This window comes from Paenibacillus agaridevorans, from assembly GCF_018604145.1.
GTDB classification, from domain to species: Bacteria; Bacillota; Bacilli; order Paenibacillales; family Paenibacillaceae; genus Pristimantibacillus; species Pristimantibacillus agaridevorans.
Genome location: NZ_CP075889.1, coordinates 2558770 through 2575990, shown reverse-complemented (window position 1 = coordinate 2575990; position 17221 = coordinate 2558770). Strand labels below are relative to the sequence as shown.

Below are 17221 nucleotides of genomic sequence, written 5' to 3'. Positions count from 1 at the left end.
TAGTGAGCGAATGGATCGGAACCGCCAATCAACAATATGCGTCGTACGCGATGGAAGAACTGCGGCGCCTTCTGCCTGGAGCCAGCTTTACGCAGCTTGCGCCTGGCGAAGTATTCCGTATGGTTTGTCCTATGGGCAAGGAAGAAGCGCTCGGGCTGGTCGGGGCAAATCCGCCGATTTTTTTGCGTCATTTGCAGCCGATTGACAGGGAACTGGTCGTCAAGGGAGATGCAAGCGATCTGGACGGGTTAGCCGATCTGATCCGCAACGACAGGTCGATATTCGGCAATCGTCGTACTGCCGTGCATATCAGGCGGAATTCCGGCTCGATCTTTCATTACACGCCTGCGGATTCGAAATCCGTCTTGGATGCAGTACTTGCGGAGATAGGCAGCGAGCCTGCCGTTCAACAGCCGGATGTAATTATCTCCGTTTATGGCGCCGACAACGTTTTATACATTGGCTTCGGCACGCCTCGGGAGATGCTGTCGGATTGGCCTGGCGGAGCCGTACGCTTCCAACGCGAAGAAGGACAGATCTCGCGCGCGAAGTTCAAACTGTTGGAGGCAGAGCGGGCATTCGGCATACGGTATGAGGAATTCGGCCATGCGCTTGATATCGGAGCCGCACCGGGCGGCTGGACATCGCTGCTGCTGGAGCGCGGACTTCGGGTCACTGCCGTGGATCCGGCGGATATGCATGCGTCGCTTAAAGGGCATCCGGCGTTGCTTCACCTCAAGCAAAATGCATCCGAAATCAAGCTCGCGGCGGCTTCCTTCGACCTGCTCGTCTGTGATATGAGCTGGAGTCCGATGCTGATGTCCCGTCTCGTGCTGGACCTCAATGATGCCCTGAAACGGGACGCAAAGGCCATCATTACGATCAAGCTGATGCACAAGAAACCGCTGCAGACGATCAGAGAGGTGAAGGAACGATTGGAGACAGGCTTTGCAGTACTTGGAGCCAAACAATTGTTTCATAACCGCGAGGAAATCACCTTGTTCCTGAAGAAGAAGTAGCCTTTAAATGCGGGTTCAAAAAGTCCTTCTTATGGCTTGAGAACATGCGTCAGTATGATATAATGTAGCCAATATGGCATTATCGGGAAAGCATCCCGGCAGCATCTGATTTTTTCAGATTCTGCCGGGATGCTTTTTTTTGCCAAATTAGGAGTATATATGACCGGAAGGGATGGGGACGCAATGGCAGAGGAGACGGAAACTCGTGGCATGCCTCAGATTGGCGATGTATTTGCTGGAAGATACCTCATTGAGAAAGTTGCGGGACAAGGTGGGATGGGGACTGTTTATGCAGCCCGAGACACGAAGCTGGCAGGACGGAGAGTCGCCCTTAAGGTAACGAGATCCAAGGGCGGGGACTCGTCCGATTCGTCCGAAGCAGCTACGTTGATGAGATTGGATCATCCGAACCTTCCGCGTATAACGGACTATTACCCTCTGGACATGCCGCATCGTATAGAAGCGCTCGTCATGGAATACATCGAAGGCAGTACCTTGGCCGAGTGGCTGGTAGAAACGCGCAAACCGATGACGAACCTCAATGTGCTCCGGATCGGTTTGCAGCTCTGTTCTGCGTTATTATATCTGCATGAGCAGCCGAGACCGATCATTCATCGGGATTTGAAGCCTTCCAATATCATGATCGACAGTTCGGGGACGGTCAAGCTCATTGACTTCGGGATATCGAGAATATACAAGGAAGGAAAGCAAGGCGATACGATGGTGCTCGGAACATCAGGTTACGCCGCTCCAGAAATGCTGCGAGGATTGCAGAGCGACGCTCGGAGCGATATTTACAGCCTTGGAGCTGTGATGCTGAGTTTGCTGACTGGCACGCCTACTTCGGATGAAAGAGGCGTTCGTTATGGGGACAACGGGAGAGGGAAACTCAGGCTGCCGGCAGCTGTTCGCGGCTCCTTTGCAGCATTGTTAGAACGATTGCTGCATTGGAATCCGGAGTCGCGTTTCCAATCGATGCGCGAGGTTGAAACGTCGATGAGAACTTTACTTGGAGAGGACAAAGTTCAGAGAGAGCAAACACGAATAGAACGAATCGAGAATGAAGCAACAAACGATAGTCCTGTGCGAGTTGTTTTATTAAGTTTATCGGGAGGTGCCGGAGCAACCCTGTTAACCATTACGCTGGCCGTTCTGCTTGCTAGACGTGGAAGGACGGTGACGGCTGCCGAATATGCCGGATTGCCTCCGGTGTGGTGCGAGTTGCTGCCTGCTGCGATGAAGGGGGAATCAGAGCTTTACTGGAAGAAGGGGGGAGGAGCGAAGGGGCTTAATAACAGAGGACGGGTCAAGTCCAAGAGCGCGGCTGCGCCTGTAAGGTGGCTGCTAACCGATCATGAGTTATATGCAAACAATGAAGCGGATGACAAATGGTCGCGTTTCGAGTTAGAGCTTCGCCTGAACAGAGGCGAATTTGAAATTGTGGATTTATCCGGCGAGTGGGAAGCTCCGGAATCCGTCCCGCTCATTCGCAAAGCCGATCACATAATCGTTATTGCCGATCCCGAAGTATACAAGTGGCAGCCGGCACGGCTGGAGAGGCTGAAACGGCTCCGCGGGGAGTCGCTTCAGCAAGGTCGCGTCTTCCATTATGTTGCAAACAAACATACAAACTTTGGATATGACAGATATTGGCTGTCGATGCTGCCTGACGCTCCTTCTGCCATCGTACCGCTGCTGCCGCAAGAAAAATTATGGAGCTTGATTTGGAGCGGGAAGTGGCTCACCGATCACAAGCAGCTCGATCAAATGCTGTCAATCGCTTTGCAGCCATTAATCGATAAGTTGATGGAGTGAGACGTTCCCAGGACCCCGGCGAATATGATGCGGCTTGCAATCCTCTGGCGCCTTCAATTATGATGAATATATTATTTTTGCTAGAGGGAAGGTGCTTCACGTTATGAATGAACGCGTCTTGGTCGTAGAAGATGAAGCAGGAATCGCTCGAATCTTGCAATTGGAATTGGAGCATGAGGGATATACGGTAGGCGTTGCTCCGGATGGACGGTCGGGCTATGAGATGGCTTCCACGGGCGAGTGGCAGCTGATTCTGCTGGATGTCATGCTGCCGGAGATGAGCGGCATCGAGGTGTTGCGCTTGATCCGTCAGGCGGGCAACCCTGTTCCCATTATATTATTGACAGCTCGGGATACGGTCCCTGACAAGGTAAGCGGCTTCGAGCACGGCGCCAATGATTATATAACGAAGCCGTTCGCTATGGAGGAGCTGCTGGCGCGTGTCCGCAACATTCTCCGTATCTTCCAGCAGTACCCTAAAGAAGCGGAAGGCTCCGATATTATCAAGCTGGGCGATCTGTCCATCGAGCTGCGCTCCCGCAAGGTGTACCGCAAGGATATTCTCATTGAGCTGACGCCTCGGGAATTCGAATTGCTTGTTTACCTGGTTGAGAATCGCAACGAGGAGAAGTCTCGCGAGGATATTTTGTCGGAAGTATGGGGCTACGACTTTATCGGAGAAACGAATCTGGTCGACGTATATATCCGTTATCTGCGGCAAAAGCTGGACAAGGGGTATCGGCATAAGCTGATTCATACCGTGCGAGGAGTCGGCTATATGATTAAGGAGCCGGATGCATGACGCTTCGCAAACGGTTTACGCTCTTTACGATTTTCTGGTTAATACTTATCCTCATCTTTTTTAATATTTTCGTCTATTTTTACGTAATCAAAATTACGACGGAGAGCGAAGAAGAGGTCATTACGACCAAGATGAATCTGATGCTGGAGAACCCTCGCATTCAGAGCGGGCGCGGACTCTCCTCTCCGGATCTGCTCAAGGAATATCATAACGCGAACGAGATGATCAGGATCATCGGTCCGAATAACAGGGTGCTGAATATTACGGGTACTAACGCCAGTTTGCTGGAGCTGCCCGCTACGTTCGAACCTTATCATCATACCGGCATGTTGACCAAGAGCGGGGAACGTATTATCTACATGCGTGTCCCGCTATATTCTGATGGCCAGGTTATCGGGATGTTGGAGATCAACCGGATTTTGGATGAGCTCGACAATTATCTGCAAGTGCTTGTTGGAGCGTTAAGCGTCACGAGCGCCGGAGCGATCCTGTTTGCGATATTCGGAACCTATTGGTTCACTTCAAGGTTAACCGCACCCATCCAGCAGATGGTCAATACGATGCGGGAAATCGATCGCAGCGGCAAGCTGCGACAGATCGATGTCACGGGCCGCGAAGACTCCGCGGAGCTGCAACAGCTCGTGCGGGCATTCAATCAGATGATCGAACGGCTGGACCGGACCTTCGAGCGGCAGAAGCAATTCGTCGCCGACGCTTCGCATGAGCTCAAGACGCCGCTAACGGTCATCAGCAGCTACGCGGGTCTGCTCAAGCGCTGGGGCCGCGATGACGAAAGCGTGCGGGACGAAGCGATCGATGCGATCGCGAAGGAAGCGACGAGACTGCAGAATTTGACCAAGTCGATGCTGATGCTGGCAGAAGCGGAGCAGGAGGATTGGCTCACGCTGGAGATGTTCGACGTGGTGCAGGTCGTAGACGAGCTGTCCACGATGCTGCAAACGACGTTCCAGCGGCAGATTCGGGTCAAGACGTTCTCCCGAGTCATTCGAATGTCTGGCGACAAAGATAAAATTCGTCAGCTGCTCGTTACCCTATTGGACAATGCGATCAAATACTCCAAGGAGCCGATCGACATCTCTGTTTCCCAATCCAAAAACATCGTCAAAATTGAAGTGAAAGATAAAGGCATGGGCATTCCGGAAAATGAAATCCCGCATCTCTTTGAGCGATTCTACCGTGTGGACAGCGCAAGAAGCCGCACGACGGGAGGCGTAGGATTAGGATTGTCCATCGCGAAACGGATCGTCGATATGCACGAAGGCAAGATCGACGTATTCAGCCTGCCGAATCTCGGCACGACGATCACCCTGCAATTCAAGCAGCGGAAATCTTAATAGAGGTCGAACACGAACTAATACCGGAGGTGCATCATGAAATTTCGTACGGCTGCCGTGCAATATCGGCTGACGGATATTAACGGCTTCGAGCAATTCCGTGCTCAAGTAACTCATTACGTACGCAACGCGTCGGAGTACGGAGTTCAGTTCTTGTTATTCCCGGAGTTTATGACAACTCAATTGCTGTCGATCGGAGATGAGCAGGGCCAAGCACTTCCGATCGAGCTCCTGCCAACCTTTACGGATGCTTATGTGGAGTTGTTCCGGTCGCTTGCTGCCGAATACGGCATGTATATCATAGGCGGAACGCATGTAGTCGCTACTGAGGGCGGCAAACGCCGTAATCGAGCCTTCCTGTTCCATCCGGACGGGAAGATCGATACCCAGGACAAAATCCACCTCACGCCAACTGAAGTGACGGAGTGGGATATGTCCAAGGGCGAAGGCGTCGAGGTGTTCCAGACGGAATTCGGTACGATCGCGATGTTAACCTGCTACGATATCGAGTTTCCGGAAATTGTTCGAATGGCTAGAGCCAAGGGCGCGGATGTCATTTTCTGTCCTTCCTGCACGGATGACAGGCATGGGTTCTACCGGGTAAGATACTGCTGTCATGCCAGAACAATCGAAAATCAGGTCTACGTCGTGACGACAGGAACGGTCGGCTCGCTCCGTACCGTTGACTTTATGCGCGCCAACTTCGGACAGGCCGCCATTATAGCGCCGAACGATATTCCGTTCCCGCCAGGCGGCATTATCGCGGAAGGAGTCGTGAACGATGATATGCTCGTCGTTGGCGATCTGGATCTAACCTTGCTGGAGCAGGTTAGGAAGGATGGATCGGTCATGACATGGAGAGACCGTAGAGTCGATCTGTATACGGACTGGAGCCCGCGATGAGGAAGGAGCTGTATGTTCGATCGGAAGGCCGGCTCGTCAAAGCTGTCATCCGTAATTACGGCAGAGACGACTTCGCTGGTCTGATCGATGTTCAGAAGGCTTGTTTCCCGCCGCCTTTCCCGGAAGATCTGCTATGGAACGAGGAGCAGCTTGCTTGCCATGTAGAGACATTTCCCGAGGGCGCAATATGCGCCGAGATCGATGGCGTTATTGTAGGCTCCATGACCGGACTCATCGTCGATATGGCGGATTACGGCCATGATCACAGCTGGTCGGCGGTAACCGGTGACGGTTATATCCGGAATCATAACCCGCGAGGCCAAACGTTGTATGTGGTTGATATCGGAGTCGTTCCTACTTACCGTCAATCGGGTCTGGGCAAGTGGATGATGCAAACCTTGTACGAGACAGTCGTCCATCTTGGACTGGACAGACTGCTTGGAGGAGGTCGCATGCCGGGGTACGGAGAACGAGTCGGCACGGCGACTCCCGAACAATACGTAGCCAAAGTGTTGTCCGGCGAGTGGAACGATCCCGTCATTTCGTTCCTGCTGCGCTGCGGCCGCATGCCGGTGGGCATCGCGGACGGCTATCTGGAGGATGAGCAGTCGCTTAACTATGCCGTTCTGATGGAATGGCGTAATCCGTTCAAAAGTTAACTACTTCATTACATATATGACACGCAGGAGGAATATCCATGTTGACTTATCATCGTATCCAATCTATTCAAGATCCGTATTTCCGCTCCCTCCATGAGCTGCTTGGCACGATATTCCCGCCTGAGGAAGTGTTGGCTTATGATCTTTGGGCTGAGCCGCTGCAAGATCCCGGCATCCATGTTTATGTTGCGCTCAAGGAGGAAGCTGTGGTAGGCGCGACCGAATATCGCTATTATCCGGACATGCGCGTAGCGATGACGGATTTCACCATCATTGGCAAGCCTGCACTCGGAATCGGCCGATTCCTGCTTACGAACAGGGAGAAGGATTTGAAGCGGCTTGCGGAGCAATCAGGTACGGAGCCTATCGGCATGTTTGCGGAGGTATACGATCCCTATCGGGCGGTCTCCCATGAATTCGGCGGCGTATCTCCAATGAATCCCATTGTGCGTCGTGAGGTATTGTCGCATATCGGATACCGGCGTCTGGACCTGACTTACGTTCATCCTTCCTGGGAGCATACGGGTGAAGCGGTGTCCGAGCTGGATCTCTGTTTTCTACCCCGCAGCGAGGAGCTTGATGCCATTCCTGCCGCGCTCGTCGTAGAGTTCCTGACGACTTATTATTCCGCGCTGCCGAATAAGCCTCAAGCATGGCTGGACATGATCCAGCAGCTGAGATCCCGGGAAGAAGTACGTCTACTCGCTCTATGAGTACATTGATCTTTCGGGGGACGGGAGATTCTCAGGGAGTGCCTCGCATCTATTGCGAATGCGAGGTGTGCATGGAAGCGAGAGGGACAGGCGAAAACCTGCGCTTGCGGCCATCCTTGCAATGGGAGGATGCCGATGCAGGAACAACCTGGATCGATTGCGGCCCGGACTTCGGCCGGCAAATGGAAGCGGCCCATCTGCGGGATATAGACCGTATGCTTATTACGCATGCCCATTACGATCATATTGGCGGCCTACCCGAGTGGTATGATGTTTGCCGCTGGACGGGGAAGACAGGAGCGGCTCACGCCCCGACCGAGGTTATTGAGGAAATTCTTCAGAGATTCCCGTGGATCGCCAGCCGAATCGAGTTCAAGCCGTTCGACGCTTCGATGATGATCGGGGCTTGGAAGGCTAGCAGCTGGAGGGTCAATCATGGAAAGAACGGATACGCTTATGCTTTTTCGTTCCAACACGCTCATACGGGGTATCGCTGGATCTATTGCCCGGATGCGATTGAACTGACGGAGGAACAGCAGAAGCCGATGGCAATGGCGGATCTGATTATTCTGGGAACAAGCTTCTTCCGAGAGCCATATCCCATGGAGACACGATCCGTTTATGATGTCGAGGAGGCGATCGGACTGGCGCCGAAGTGGAAGCCTGGAAGGACCATTCTGACGCATATGTCTCACGACATCGATGTCGCGAGAGGGGATGAACTTCCGGCAGGAATGACTTTTGCGCATACAGGCATGCAAATCGAGGTATCCCGTTCCTGACTGAAAAGAGCTTCGAAGTTTAACGGAACCATTAACGCTTGACGAAGGCGACTTCATTTTGTATGATGGGGATAGTTTTTGGTATTCGGAAGGGGAAATTTTAATGACTGTCGGTGTTCTTAACTCTTAAAAAAGGATCATATTGGAATTATGAAGTTCTCCCGCTATAGGTCTGTTCGCAGAACGGCTTACGCAGGGTGTATTTTGTAATTCGAATCCTAGAGTTGGGAACATGTGGATTTCCGTCTGTTTACCTTCGGGCTGACAGTCTGATCACCGTGCTCTTTGCAGCACGGTTTTTTTGCGTCTATTTTCCGTTACCCTTTTCGTCGGCCTCCAGGGAGAACGGAACGTAAGCATGCAGAAGTTTGGACTGCCATGCCCTTAACTGGACAGGAACGGAACGCGCCCGCGTTCTGTTCCTGTCTATTTTTTTTCTCAAAAAAGGAGCTGTTGATAAGTGAACGAACAAACGTTAAGAAAACTGGAATTTCATAAAGTGAAAGAACAAGTGGCGCATTTTACTCTTTCCCCGGCGGGACTCCAATTGGCGGAAGCCATGCGGCCAAGCGGAGACTACACTCGTGTAGCCGCATGGCTCCGCGAGACGGAGGAGGCTGCAAATCTGCTTGCGGGAGGTGCCAGCATCCCGTTGTCAGCCATGGAAGGCATTGATCCTTTCCTTTCTCTTTTAGGCAAGGGCAGAATATATAACGAGCAGGAGCTGGAGCAGCTTGGCGTATGGTTGTCGTCTGTGTACCAAATGAAAAGGTATATGAACGCCAAGCGACAGCAAGCCCCAACGATAGCCGGATATGCGGACTCCATGAACGACTGCCCTGATCTGCGCGAGCAGTTGAACACATGTATTCGATTCGGGATGCTGACAGATGAGGCAAGTCCTGATTTAAGTTATATTCGGCGTCAGACCCATATCGTGGAGGATCAAATCGGGAAACGTATGGCTGGAGCGATGGGGAAATACAAGAGCAGTCTGCAAGAAGCCGTCATTAGCAAAAGAAGCGGAAGATTTGTGTTGTCTGTCAAGCGGGAGCTCCGCAAAAATGTGCCCGGTACTGTACTGGACGAATCGGCCAGCGGTCAGACTTTGTTTATCGAACCCGTGGAAGTGGCGGAGATGCAGCTGGAGCTGCATCAATGGAAAGCGGCCGAAGAGAGAGAACGAACGATCGTGTTGTCGCGTTTGTCGGACGAAGCTGAAAAATATTCCTCCGAGTTGAAAACGAACGTGCAGGCGATGGCGATATTCGACTTCATCATTGCGAGAGGAAAGTATGCAAGAAGCTGCGGCGGCGTTCGCGTCGGTTTGTCCGAGAAACCGATCGTGTCGCTTGTAGAAGCAAGGCATCCTCTCCTTGGAGAAAGCTGCGTGCCTCTAAACGTCGAGCTGGGACTGAAGTGGAATCAGCTTATGATCACGGGACCCAATACCGGCGGCAAGACGGTCACGTTAAAGACGATGGGACTGCTGGTCATCATGAACCAATGCGGATTGCTTGTGCCGGCGGCGCCGGAAAGCGTGCTGGGCATGTATGCGCACGTCGAAGCGGATGTCGGCGATGGGCAAAGTCTTGAGCAGTCGCTCAGCACATTCTCGTCTCATATATCCGTCTTAAAAGATATGCTCCGCTTGGCTGCGGGCAAGTCCCTGCTTTTGCTTGACGAACTTGCAGCCGGAACGGACCCCTCCGAAGGGATCGCGTTGTCGATCGCCGTTCTGGAGCAGTTGAAGCGCCAAGGCGCCAAGCTGGCCGCAACGACCCATTTTAACGAAATCAAGACGTTCGCATCTCGTACCGAAGGCTGTCAGAACGGGAGAATGGCGTTCGATCCCGATACGCTCAGGCCGCTCTATCGTTTGGAGATTGGGGAAGCGGGCGACAGTCATGCTTTCGCGATCGCGAGACGATTTGGAATTCCCGAGACCGTTATGGCCAGGGCGGAGGAATTGCTCAGTTTTAAAGGAGGGAGCGAAACGTACTTGGAAATTCCTGCGGCGAACAACGGCGATATCAACAGCCAGATTACGGACAATGATGGCGCCAGGCAGGAAAGCCGCGAAACGACCGGCAAGGCTGATTTACCTGCTGATTCTCCAGGGGGCAAAACGCGAGCTTACGCCAAAGGCGACGTCGTATGGATCTACCCGCTAAAGCGCGCCGGAGTCGTATTTAAGGAGACGGATGAACGCGGCAATTTAATCGTTCAAGTACAGGGGCAGAAGCTGAAATTCAATCACAAGCGAGTGAAGCCGTATATCGCCAAGGAGAAGCTGTACCCTGGCGAATCGTATGACCTCGATATCGTATTCGAGTCGAAGGAGAACCGCAAGGCCCGCCATCTGATGAACCGCAAGCATGCAGAAGGCGTCGAAATCATCATCAAACCGGACGAACGATCCTAGTCCCGGCTTTGGATAACGAGAAGACGCCCTTGCTTGAGGCGGATCATGCCTCTTTCTTGAAGGAGGACGTTGCTAATTCCCAATGATTGTCCGATTGTAAGCGTGGCGTCGCCAAGCGGATACTGGAACCCCTCCAGCGTAATGCCGGTCACGGCATGCGACAACGGAAGCAGAGACACTTGCGGATGCTCCAGTCGATCCACGTATGCATCTTGCGAGATCAAGCTGATCCGATTCGTCGCATCCGCGATGGAGGCGGCGACGCCATTCTCGTCCGCGAGCGCAAGCAGATGAACGTTCGCCAGAGAGTGATCGAAACGTGTGCCGAGCGCGCCCAGCAGCACAATATTTGTTGGCTTCATGTCCAGCGCAAGACGGAAGGCCATCTCGGTGTCGGTAAAGTTTTTGTCGATGGGATCGCACTGAATCGTCTTGCCGCTGTTGTCCTTAATCCGTTCCAGCTCTTCAGCCGTCACAGAATCGAAGTCGCCGATCGCGATATCAGGATGATAACCTTGTTCGATCAGGAATAGTGCTCCGCTGTCCGCGCCGATGAGCACCTTGCCCTCTCGCACATAGGGGATTGCCCAGTCTCCTAAAGATCCTCCCGAGGTAATGACGATTGTATAGCTGTCGAGCATGCCATTCAACATCCTTTCCATGCAGGTTAAAGCTGTGTACAGTATAGCGCCAGCAGCGTATATTGGGCAATGCAAATCTGGACGAAAATTGTCGTTGCGGAAGTTGCGGGGCGGCGCTAAAATGGGAAAGGACATAAGGCGATCATTCGCTACATTGATCGGGGCGGTGGGTATGGATATTTTTAACGTCTTCAGCTTGATCGGCACGATTGCGTTCGCGGTCAGCGGAGCGGTTGTCGCGATGGAGGAAGAATACGACATTTTGGGCGTATACGTGCTTGGGCTCGTTACGGCATTCGGCGGGGGTGTTATTCGAAACCTGCTTATCGGCATGCCGGTCACGATGCTGTGGAGTCAGGGATATCTGTTCAAGGTGGCGCTTATCGCCATGACAATTGCCTTTGTTCTGCCCGTGCGTTGGATCTTGCGATGGAGAAGGAGCGAGGCCTTCTTTGATGCCATCGGGTTATCGGCGTTCGCCATTCAAGGCGCCTTATATGCCACCCAAATGGGGCATCCTATAAGCGCAGTGCTTGTGGCAGCCATGTTGACGGGAATTGGCGGGGGAATTATCCGCGACGTGCTTGCGGGACGCAAGCCGCTCGTGCTCAAGGACGAAATCTACGCGGTGTGGGCGATGCTTGGCGGACTATGCATTGGACTCGGATGGGCCAAATCGTCGATTGAACTGCTGGTGTTGTTCGGTATCATCATTATGTTCCGCATGATGTCCGTCTATTACAAGTGGCGGCTGCCTCGCCGATCGCTAAGGGGCGCATTCGCTGCGTCTGCGGTTGCGGCGGAACGGAAAATTAAAATGAAAAAGAAAGAGTTGGATAAGTCATGAGCGCAACTAGCAATGTACTGTTCGTATGTCTCGGCAATATTTGCCGTTCGCCGATGGCGGAGGCCGTTATGCGTCATCTGGTGAAGCAGGAGGGGTTGGAGGAGGCTATCAAGGTCGATTCGGCGGGAACGGGCGACTGGCATCTCGGCCATCCGCCGCATGAAGGCACGCGCAAGCTGCTGGATCATCACGGTATTACGTATGAAGGCATGACTGCAAGACAAGTAAATGGCGGCGATTATAAGGGGTTCGACTATATCGTCTGTATGGACGCCAAAAACTTGAAAGACGCCAAGGCTGTCTTCCAAGCCGCTTCCGGCCGCAATGGAGCGGAAGGGGACCCAGCCGTCTTTACATTCATGGAATTGCTGCCTGGTCACGGCATCTCGGATGTGCCAGACCCTTATTATACTGGCAATTTCGAAGAAGTTTATGAGCTGGTGGAAGCGGGTTGCAAGGCGTTGTTGGGCCGGATCCGGGCGGAGAAGAACCTGTGAGGAAGCAAAAATCCATTCTTTAGATTTCAAGAAGGAAGCCGCCTTCATTCATAATCCCCTAAACAACAAAAAAAGACTGCATGTCGGGCTTTTCCTGCATGCAGTCTTTTTGTTCGATTTGAGAGGTATTATTCCACATCGATGAAATAAGCGAGAGCAGCCGGAATCTCCTTCTGCCAGAAGCCCCATTGATGTTTACCGTCCTTCTCTTCGTAGAAGATGCGGGCGCCTTTGTGCTCCAGCAGAGCTTTGGCATTACGGTTGAGCGCGAGAAAATCGTGTACGCCGCGGTCCGTCGTTTCGTATTCCGTTTCCTGAAGCCCGACGATCATATAGATGTCCAGCCATTCCAGATCGTAGTTTCGATCTATGACCGCATGCGAGCTGGCAAAGAAGGCGCCGGACATGGTTATGACTCTCGTAAACAGCTGGGGATATTCAAGCGCCAAGTGAAGCGAAACCGTACCGCCTAATGAATCTCCTGCGAGCAGTCGTTCCTCCGGCTCTTTGCGAACGGGATACCGTTCCTCTACGAACGGCAGCAGCTCCTCTGCAAAGAAGCGAAGATATGCTCCATGACGGCTGCCATCGGCGGCGTATTCGTCGGTGCGGTGTTTCTTGTCGACATCGACGCCGACGATGATGAAAGGTTCCAGACCTTCATCGAGGATGAGCTTTGTTGCGGATGTAGCAACTCTGCCGAAATTAAAAAAATCTTCGCCATCCTGACAATATACGACAGGATAACTTAACAGCTCGTTATATCCTGGAGGAAGGAAAATGCGCAATTGGCGTTCTCCCTCCGCAAGATAGCGGCTGGGTACGGTTTCCTTCAGTATGGTTCTCTTTAAATAACGATCGTCCGTCATGCGAGAAATCTCCTTTATATTTGGAATGGAATACGGCAGATGTGGGCAAACAATAGTAAGGTAAAGTGCAACATACGTCCGAAGGGAAACAGTTGTATTATGCTGTTATAGTGGGAATTGGATTCTGTAGCATATACAATTTCTTAACAGAACAGCCTGAATCAGCGAAAAAACAACGGTTTTTTTGTTTTTTGCTTTGACCATTTTTGTTAAACAGGTTTATAATAATTCTATAACAGAGATACCCGTTTTTCAAATATTTTGATTGAGGTGAGCGTTCAAAATGAGCAAACTGCCATACGAAGTTCAGACGGAACCGGTTACACCAATGTCCGTATTGTCGCTCGATGGAGAAGTGGTAAATCCGGACCTGCTGCCGGAATTAACTGACGAGCAACTGAAAGAAGTTATGTACCGCATGGTATTTACCCGCACATGGGACGAGCGTGCCGTTAACCTCGGCCGTCAAGGACGTCTCGGCTTCTACGCGCCCGTATCCGGCCAGGAAGCTTCCATGATCGGCAGCGAATACGCCCTTAACAAAGACGATTTTATCTGCCCGGGCTACCGCGACATGCCACAGCTTGTGTGGCACGGTCTTCCAATGTACCAGGCATTCCTATACTCGCGCGGCCATCAAGCCGGAGGTCAAATTCCGGAGGACGTACACGTTCTGATGCCGCAAATCATCATCGGCGCGCAAGTCCTGCACGCGACTGGCGTTGCCATGGCATTTAAGAAAAAAGGCGAAAAACGCGTTGCCATTACGTACACGGGTGACGGCGGATCCTCCGAAGGCGATTTCTACGAAGGTCTTAACTTCGCCGGCGTATACAAGCTGCCTGCGATCTACGTGGTTCAGAACAACGGTTACGCCATCACGACTCCGTATTCGAAGCAGACGGCTGCATTGTCCGTCGCTCACAAAGCGGTTGCCGCCGGCATCAAAGGCGTGCAAGTGGACGGCATGGACGTTCTGGCCGTCATCAAAGCCGTGCGTGACGCGGCAGAGCGCGGCCGCAATGGCGAAGGCGCTACGCTGATCGAACTTCTGACGTACCGTTTCCGTCCGCACTCCATGGCTGACGATACAACGAAGTACCGGACGAAGGACGAAGAAGCAGAATGGTCGTTAAAGGATCCGTTGATCCGATTCGGCAAGTATCTCGAGAAAAAAGGACTGTGGTCCGAGGAAGATACGAACCGTGTTAAAGAAGAAGCGAAAGCGACCGTAAACGAAAACATCAAAAAAGCCGAAGCCGTGGAAAAAATGACAGTCGCCGGCCTGATCGATACGATGTTCGAAACAACGCCTAAGTACCTGGAAGAACAAAAAGCGGATTTCCAATAATAGGGGAGGAGTAAACCAACATGGCACAAATGAATATGCTTGAAGCGATTCGCGATGCGATGCGCGTAGAATTGAAACGGGATGAGAACGTGCTGATCTTTGGCGAGGACGCAGGTAAGGTCGGCGGTGTATTCCGCGTAACGGAAGGTTTGCAGGAAGAATTCGGGGAAGACCGCGTGTTCGATACTCCGCTTGCGGAATCCGCGATTGCGGGCATGGCTGTCGGCATGGGGCTTCAAGGCTTCCGTCCCATCGCCGAGATCCAATTCGTTGGTTTCATCTACGAAGCACTTGATCAAATGTTCATTCAAGCTGCCCGCATGCGTTACCGCTCCGGCGGCCGCTATAACTCGCCGATCGTATTCCGCACGCCTTTCGGCGGCGGCGTTAAGGCAGCCGAGCTGCATACGGATTCCCTGGAAGGTCTGGCTGTTCAAACGCCGGGCATCAAGGTTGTTATTCCGTCCAATCCATACGATGCAAAAGGTCTCATGATCTCCGCGATCCGCGATAACGATCCGGTTTTCTTTATGGAGCATCTGAATTTGTACCGCGCGTTTAAAGCTGACGTTCCGGAAGGCGAGTACACGATCGAGATCGGCAAAGCGAACGTTGTTCGCGAAGGCAGCGACGTGACGATCATTGCATATGGCATGATGGTGCATACTGCGGTTAAAGCAGCAGACGAGCTTGAGAAACAAGGCATCAAAGCCGAAGTCATCGACCTTCGTTCCCTGGTGCCGCTCGATATCGACACCCTTGTCGCTTCTATACAAAAGACGAACCGTGCGATCGTCGTGCAAGAAGCTCAGAAAACTTCCGGCGTAGCGGCTGAGGTTATTGCCCAAATTAACGAAAAAGCGATTCTGCATCTGGAGGCTCCGGTGCTTCGCGTAGCCGGCCCTGACACGGTATATCCGTTCGCTCAGATCGAAGACACTTGGCTGCCTACTCCGGCTCGTATCGTCGCCGCTGCACAGAAAGTCATTAATTTCTAAATTTAATGTTTCATTCCGATTGGAATACGGTTATTAAGAAGTTTTTAAAGATCGAGTTCAAAAAGTTCGGTTATCAGTACCGAGAAGATTGAAGGCAGGTAGATAATGAGGAGCGGAGCATAGCAGAGCTATGTGAGCACCGGAAGTTTCGCCTGCATTCAATATTCGATGTCGACTATGCTTCTTGGCATACTTCGTAATGGGAATCGGACTTTTTGAACAACCACTTAAAGGAGGTTGTCATTGGTGGCTAAATTCGAATATCGATTCCCCGAGCTAGGCGAAGGCCTGCATGAAGGCGAAATCGTCAAAGTGCTCATCAAGCCGGGCGCTAAAGTAACGGACGATGATATTATTATGGAAGTACAGAATGACAAGGCAATCGTAGAAGTCCCTTGTCCTGTTAATGGCACGGTGCTAGAAGTATTGGTTAAAGACGGTCAGGTATGCCATGTCGGAGAGCTTGTCGCGGTAATCGACGCGGAAGGCGACATTCCGGAGAGCGCGCAGCCAGCACCATCCGAAGAGAAAAAGGAAGAAGCGGCTCCTGCTCCCGAGGCAGCTGCAGCACCATCCGCTCCGGCTCAATCCGAAGCGAAACAGGCAAACTCTCAAGTGCTTGCAACGCCAAGCGTGCGAAAGTTCGCTCGCGAAAAGGGCGTAGATTTAGCGCAAGTGTCCGGCACGGGCAAAAACGGCCGCATAACTCGCGAAGACGTAAACGGCTTTGGCGGCGCTCCTGCAGCTTCGACTGAAGCTCCTGCAGCCAGCGCGGCACAAGAGGCTCCAGCTGCAAGCGAAACGAAATCCGCGGCTCCGGCAGCTTCCGGAACAGCATACCGTCCAGAAGAGCGCGTACCGTTTAAGGGTATCCGCAAAGCAATCGCAAACGCGATGGTCAAATCGGTATATACGGCTCCGCATGTGACCATTATGGACGAAGTGGACGTTACCGAGCTGGTTGCCCTTCGCGCGAAATACAAGCCATACGCAGAGAAAAAAGGCTCCAAGCTGACTTACTTGCCGTTCATCGTTAAGGCGCTCGTGGCCGCTTGCCGCCAGTTCCCGATCATGAACTCGACGCTGGACGAAGCAAATCAAGAGATCGTCTATCGCAAGTATTACAATATCGGTATCGCAACGGATACGGACAACGGCTTGATCGTTCCGGTTATCGAAGACGCAGATCGCAAAAACCTGTTTATGGTTGCCGATTCCATCCGCGACCTTGCAGCTCGCGGCCGCGACGGCAAACTGACGGCGAATGAACTGAGAGGCAGCACGATCTCGATCTCGAATATCGGTTCCGCTGGCGGCATGTTCTTTACGCCGGTCATCAACTTCCCTGAAGTCGCGATTCTAGGTACCGGCCGGATTTCGGAAAAGCCGGTTGTTCGCAACGGCGAGATCGTTGCCGCTCCTGTAATGGCTCTGTCTCTCAGCTTCGACCATCGTCTCATCGACGGCGCAACGGCTCAGAACTTTATGAACTACATTAAACAGCTTCTGGCGCAGCCTGAACTGTTCATTATGGAGGTTTAACAT

The 17221-nt window shown here is 52.4% G+C and carries 16 protein-coding genes; 14 read left to right on the top strand and 2 right to left on the bottom strand.

Annotated features, from left to right (window positions below):
- Positions 1 to 2: 2 nt before the first annotated feature.
- The 9 genes from KJW29_RS10660 to KJW29_RS10620 all read left to right on the top strand — a co-directional run bounded on the left by KJW29_RS10660 (position 3) and on the right by KJW29_RS10620 (position 10473).
- Positions 3 to 1019, top strand: coding sequence for an SAM-dependent methyltransferase (locus KJW29_RS10660; RefSeq protein ID WP_214629781.1), 1017 nt, complete (start codon positions 3 to 5; stop codon positions 1017 to 1019).
- A gap of 183 nt (positions 1020 to 1202) precedes the next feature.
- The gene (locus KJW29_RS10655) at positions 1203 to 2834 is read left to right on the top strand and encodes a serine/threonine-protein kinase (RefSeq protein WP_214629780.1); all 1632 of its coding nucleotides are present in this window, start codon (positions 1203 to 1205) and stop codon (positions 2832 to 2834) included.
- Between the two features lie 103 nt (positions 2835 to 2937).
- On the top strand, positions 2938 to 3636 hold the full coding sequence (locus tag KJW29_RS10650; RefSeq protein ID WP_087569280.1) for a response regulator transcription factor: 699 nt from the start codon (positions 2938 to 2940) through the stop codon (positions 3634 to 3636).
- Positions 3633 to 4991 carry a HAMP domain-containing sensor histidine kinase gene (locus KJW29_RS10645; protein ID WP_187100506.1) on the top strand — a complete coding sequence of 453 codons (1359 nt, stop codon included), beginning with the start codon at positions 3633 to 3635 and terminating at the stop codon, positions 4989 to 4991. The genes KJW29_RS10650 and KJW29_RS10645 overlap by 4 nt, the downstream gene beginning before the upstream one ends.
- Positions 4992 to 5027: 36 nt before the next feature.
- Entirely contained in the window at positions 5028 to 5894 is an 867-nt protein-coding gene (locus tag KJW29_RS10640; RefSeq protein ID WP_214629779.1) for a carbon-nitrogen hydrolase family protein, read from the top strand.
- A complete protein-coding gene (locus KJW29_RS10635; protein WP_214629778.1) occupies positions 5891 to 6553 on the top strand; it encodes a GNAT family N-acetyltransferase in 663 nt (220 codons plus the stop codon). The genes KJW29_RS10640 and KJW29_RS10635 overlap by 4 nt, the downstream gene beginning before the upstream one ends.
- Before the next feature lie 41 nt (positions 6554 to 6594).
- Positions 6595 to 7266: a GNAT family N-acetyltransferase gene (locus tag KJW29_RS10630; RefSeq protein ID WP_214631086.1), complete on the top strand. Its 672-nt coding sequence runs from the start codon at positions 6595 to 6597 to the stop codon at positions 7264 to 7266.
- Between the two features lie 38 nt (positions 7267 to 7304).
- A complete protein-coding gene (locus KJW29_RS10625; RefSeq protein WP_343222779.1) occupies positions 7305 to 8048 on the top strand; it encodes an MBL fold metallo-hydrolase in 744 nt (247 codons plus the stop codon).
- Between the two features lie 460 nt (positions 8049 to 8508).
- Complete coding sequence (locus tag KJW29_RS10620) at positions 8509 to 10473, top strand: endonuclease MutS2 (protein ID WP_214629776.1); 1965 nt, start codon at positions 8509 to 8511, stop codon at positions 10471 to 10473.
- Here the strand turns inward: KJW29_RS10620 and KJW29_RS10615 are convergent.
- Positions 10470 to 11114, bottom strand: coding sequence for a thiamine diphosphokinase (locus tag KJW29_RS10615; RefSeq protein WP_214629775.1), 645 nt, complete (start codon positions 11112 to 11114; stop codon positions 10470 to 10472). The two genes, KJW29_RS10620 and KJW29_RS10615, sit on opposite strands and share 4 nt — an antisense overlap.
- Before the next feature lie 172 nt (positions 11115 to 11286).
- Here KJW29_RS10615 and KJW29_RS10610 point away from each other — a divergent pair, with 172 nt between their 5' ends.
- Together KJW29_RS10610 and KJW29_RS10605 are read left to right on the top strand one after the other, a co-directional pair.
- Complete coding sequence (locus KJW29_RS10610; RefSeq protein WP_214631085.1) at positions 11287 to 11961, top strand: trimeric intracellular cation channel family protein; 675 nt, start codon at positions 11287 to 11289, stop codon at positions 11959 to 11961.
- On the top strand, positions 11958 to 12458 hold the full coding sequence (locus KJW29_RS10605) for a low molecular weight protein-tyrosine-phosphatase (RefSeq protein ID WP_214629774.1): 501 nt from the start codon (positions 11958 to 11960) through the stop codon (positions 12456 to 12458). Before KJW29_RS10610 ends, KJW29_RS10605 begins: the two co-directional genes overlap by 4 nt.
- Before the next feature lie 128 nt (positions 12459 to 12586).
- Here the strand turns inward: KJW29_RS10605 and KJW29_RS10600 are convergent, their stop codons facing one another.
- Complete coding sequence (locus KJW29_RS10600; RefSeq protein ID WP_214629773.1) at positions 12587 to 13327, bottom strand: alpha/beta hydrolase; 741 nt, start codon at positions 13325 to 13327, stop codon at positions 12587 to 12589.
- A gap of 283 nt (positions 13328 to 13610) precedes the next feature.
- On the opposite strand from KJW29_RS10600, the gene pdhA reads away from it, so the two are divergent.
- The 3 genes from pdhA (at position 13611) to KJW29_RS10585 (ending at position 17218) form a co-directional block, all read left to right on the top strand.
- Positions 13611 to 14678: a pyruvate dehydrogenase (acetyl-transferring) E1 component subunit alpha gene (gene pdhA, locus KJW29_RS10595; protein WP_087569271.1), complete on the top strand. Its 1068-nt coding sequence runs from the start codon at positions 13611 to 13613 to the stop codon at positions 14676 to 14678.
- Between the two features lie 20 nt (positions 14679 to 14698).
- Positions 14699 to 15676, top strand: a complete 978-nt coding sequence (locus KJW29_RS10590) for an alpha-ketoacid dehydrogenase subunit beta (protein ID WP_087569270.1) — start codon at positions 14699 to 14701, stop codon at positions 15674 to 15676.
- A 246-nt stretch (positions 15677 to 15922) separates the two neighbouring features.
- Complete coding sequence (locus KJW29_RS10585) at positions 15923 to 17218, top strand: dihydrolipoamide acetyltransferase family protein (RefSeq protein WP_214629772.1); 1296 nt, start codon at positions 15923 to 15925, stop codon at positions 17216 to 17218.
- Positions 17219 to 17221 lie beyond the last annotated feature (3 nt).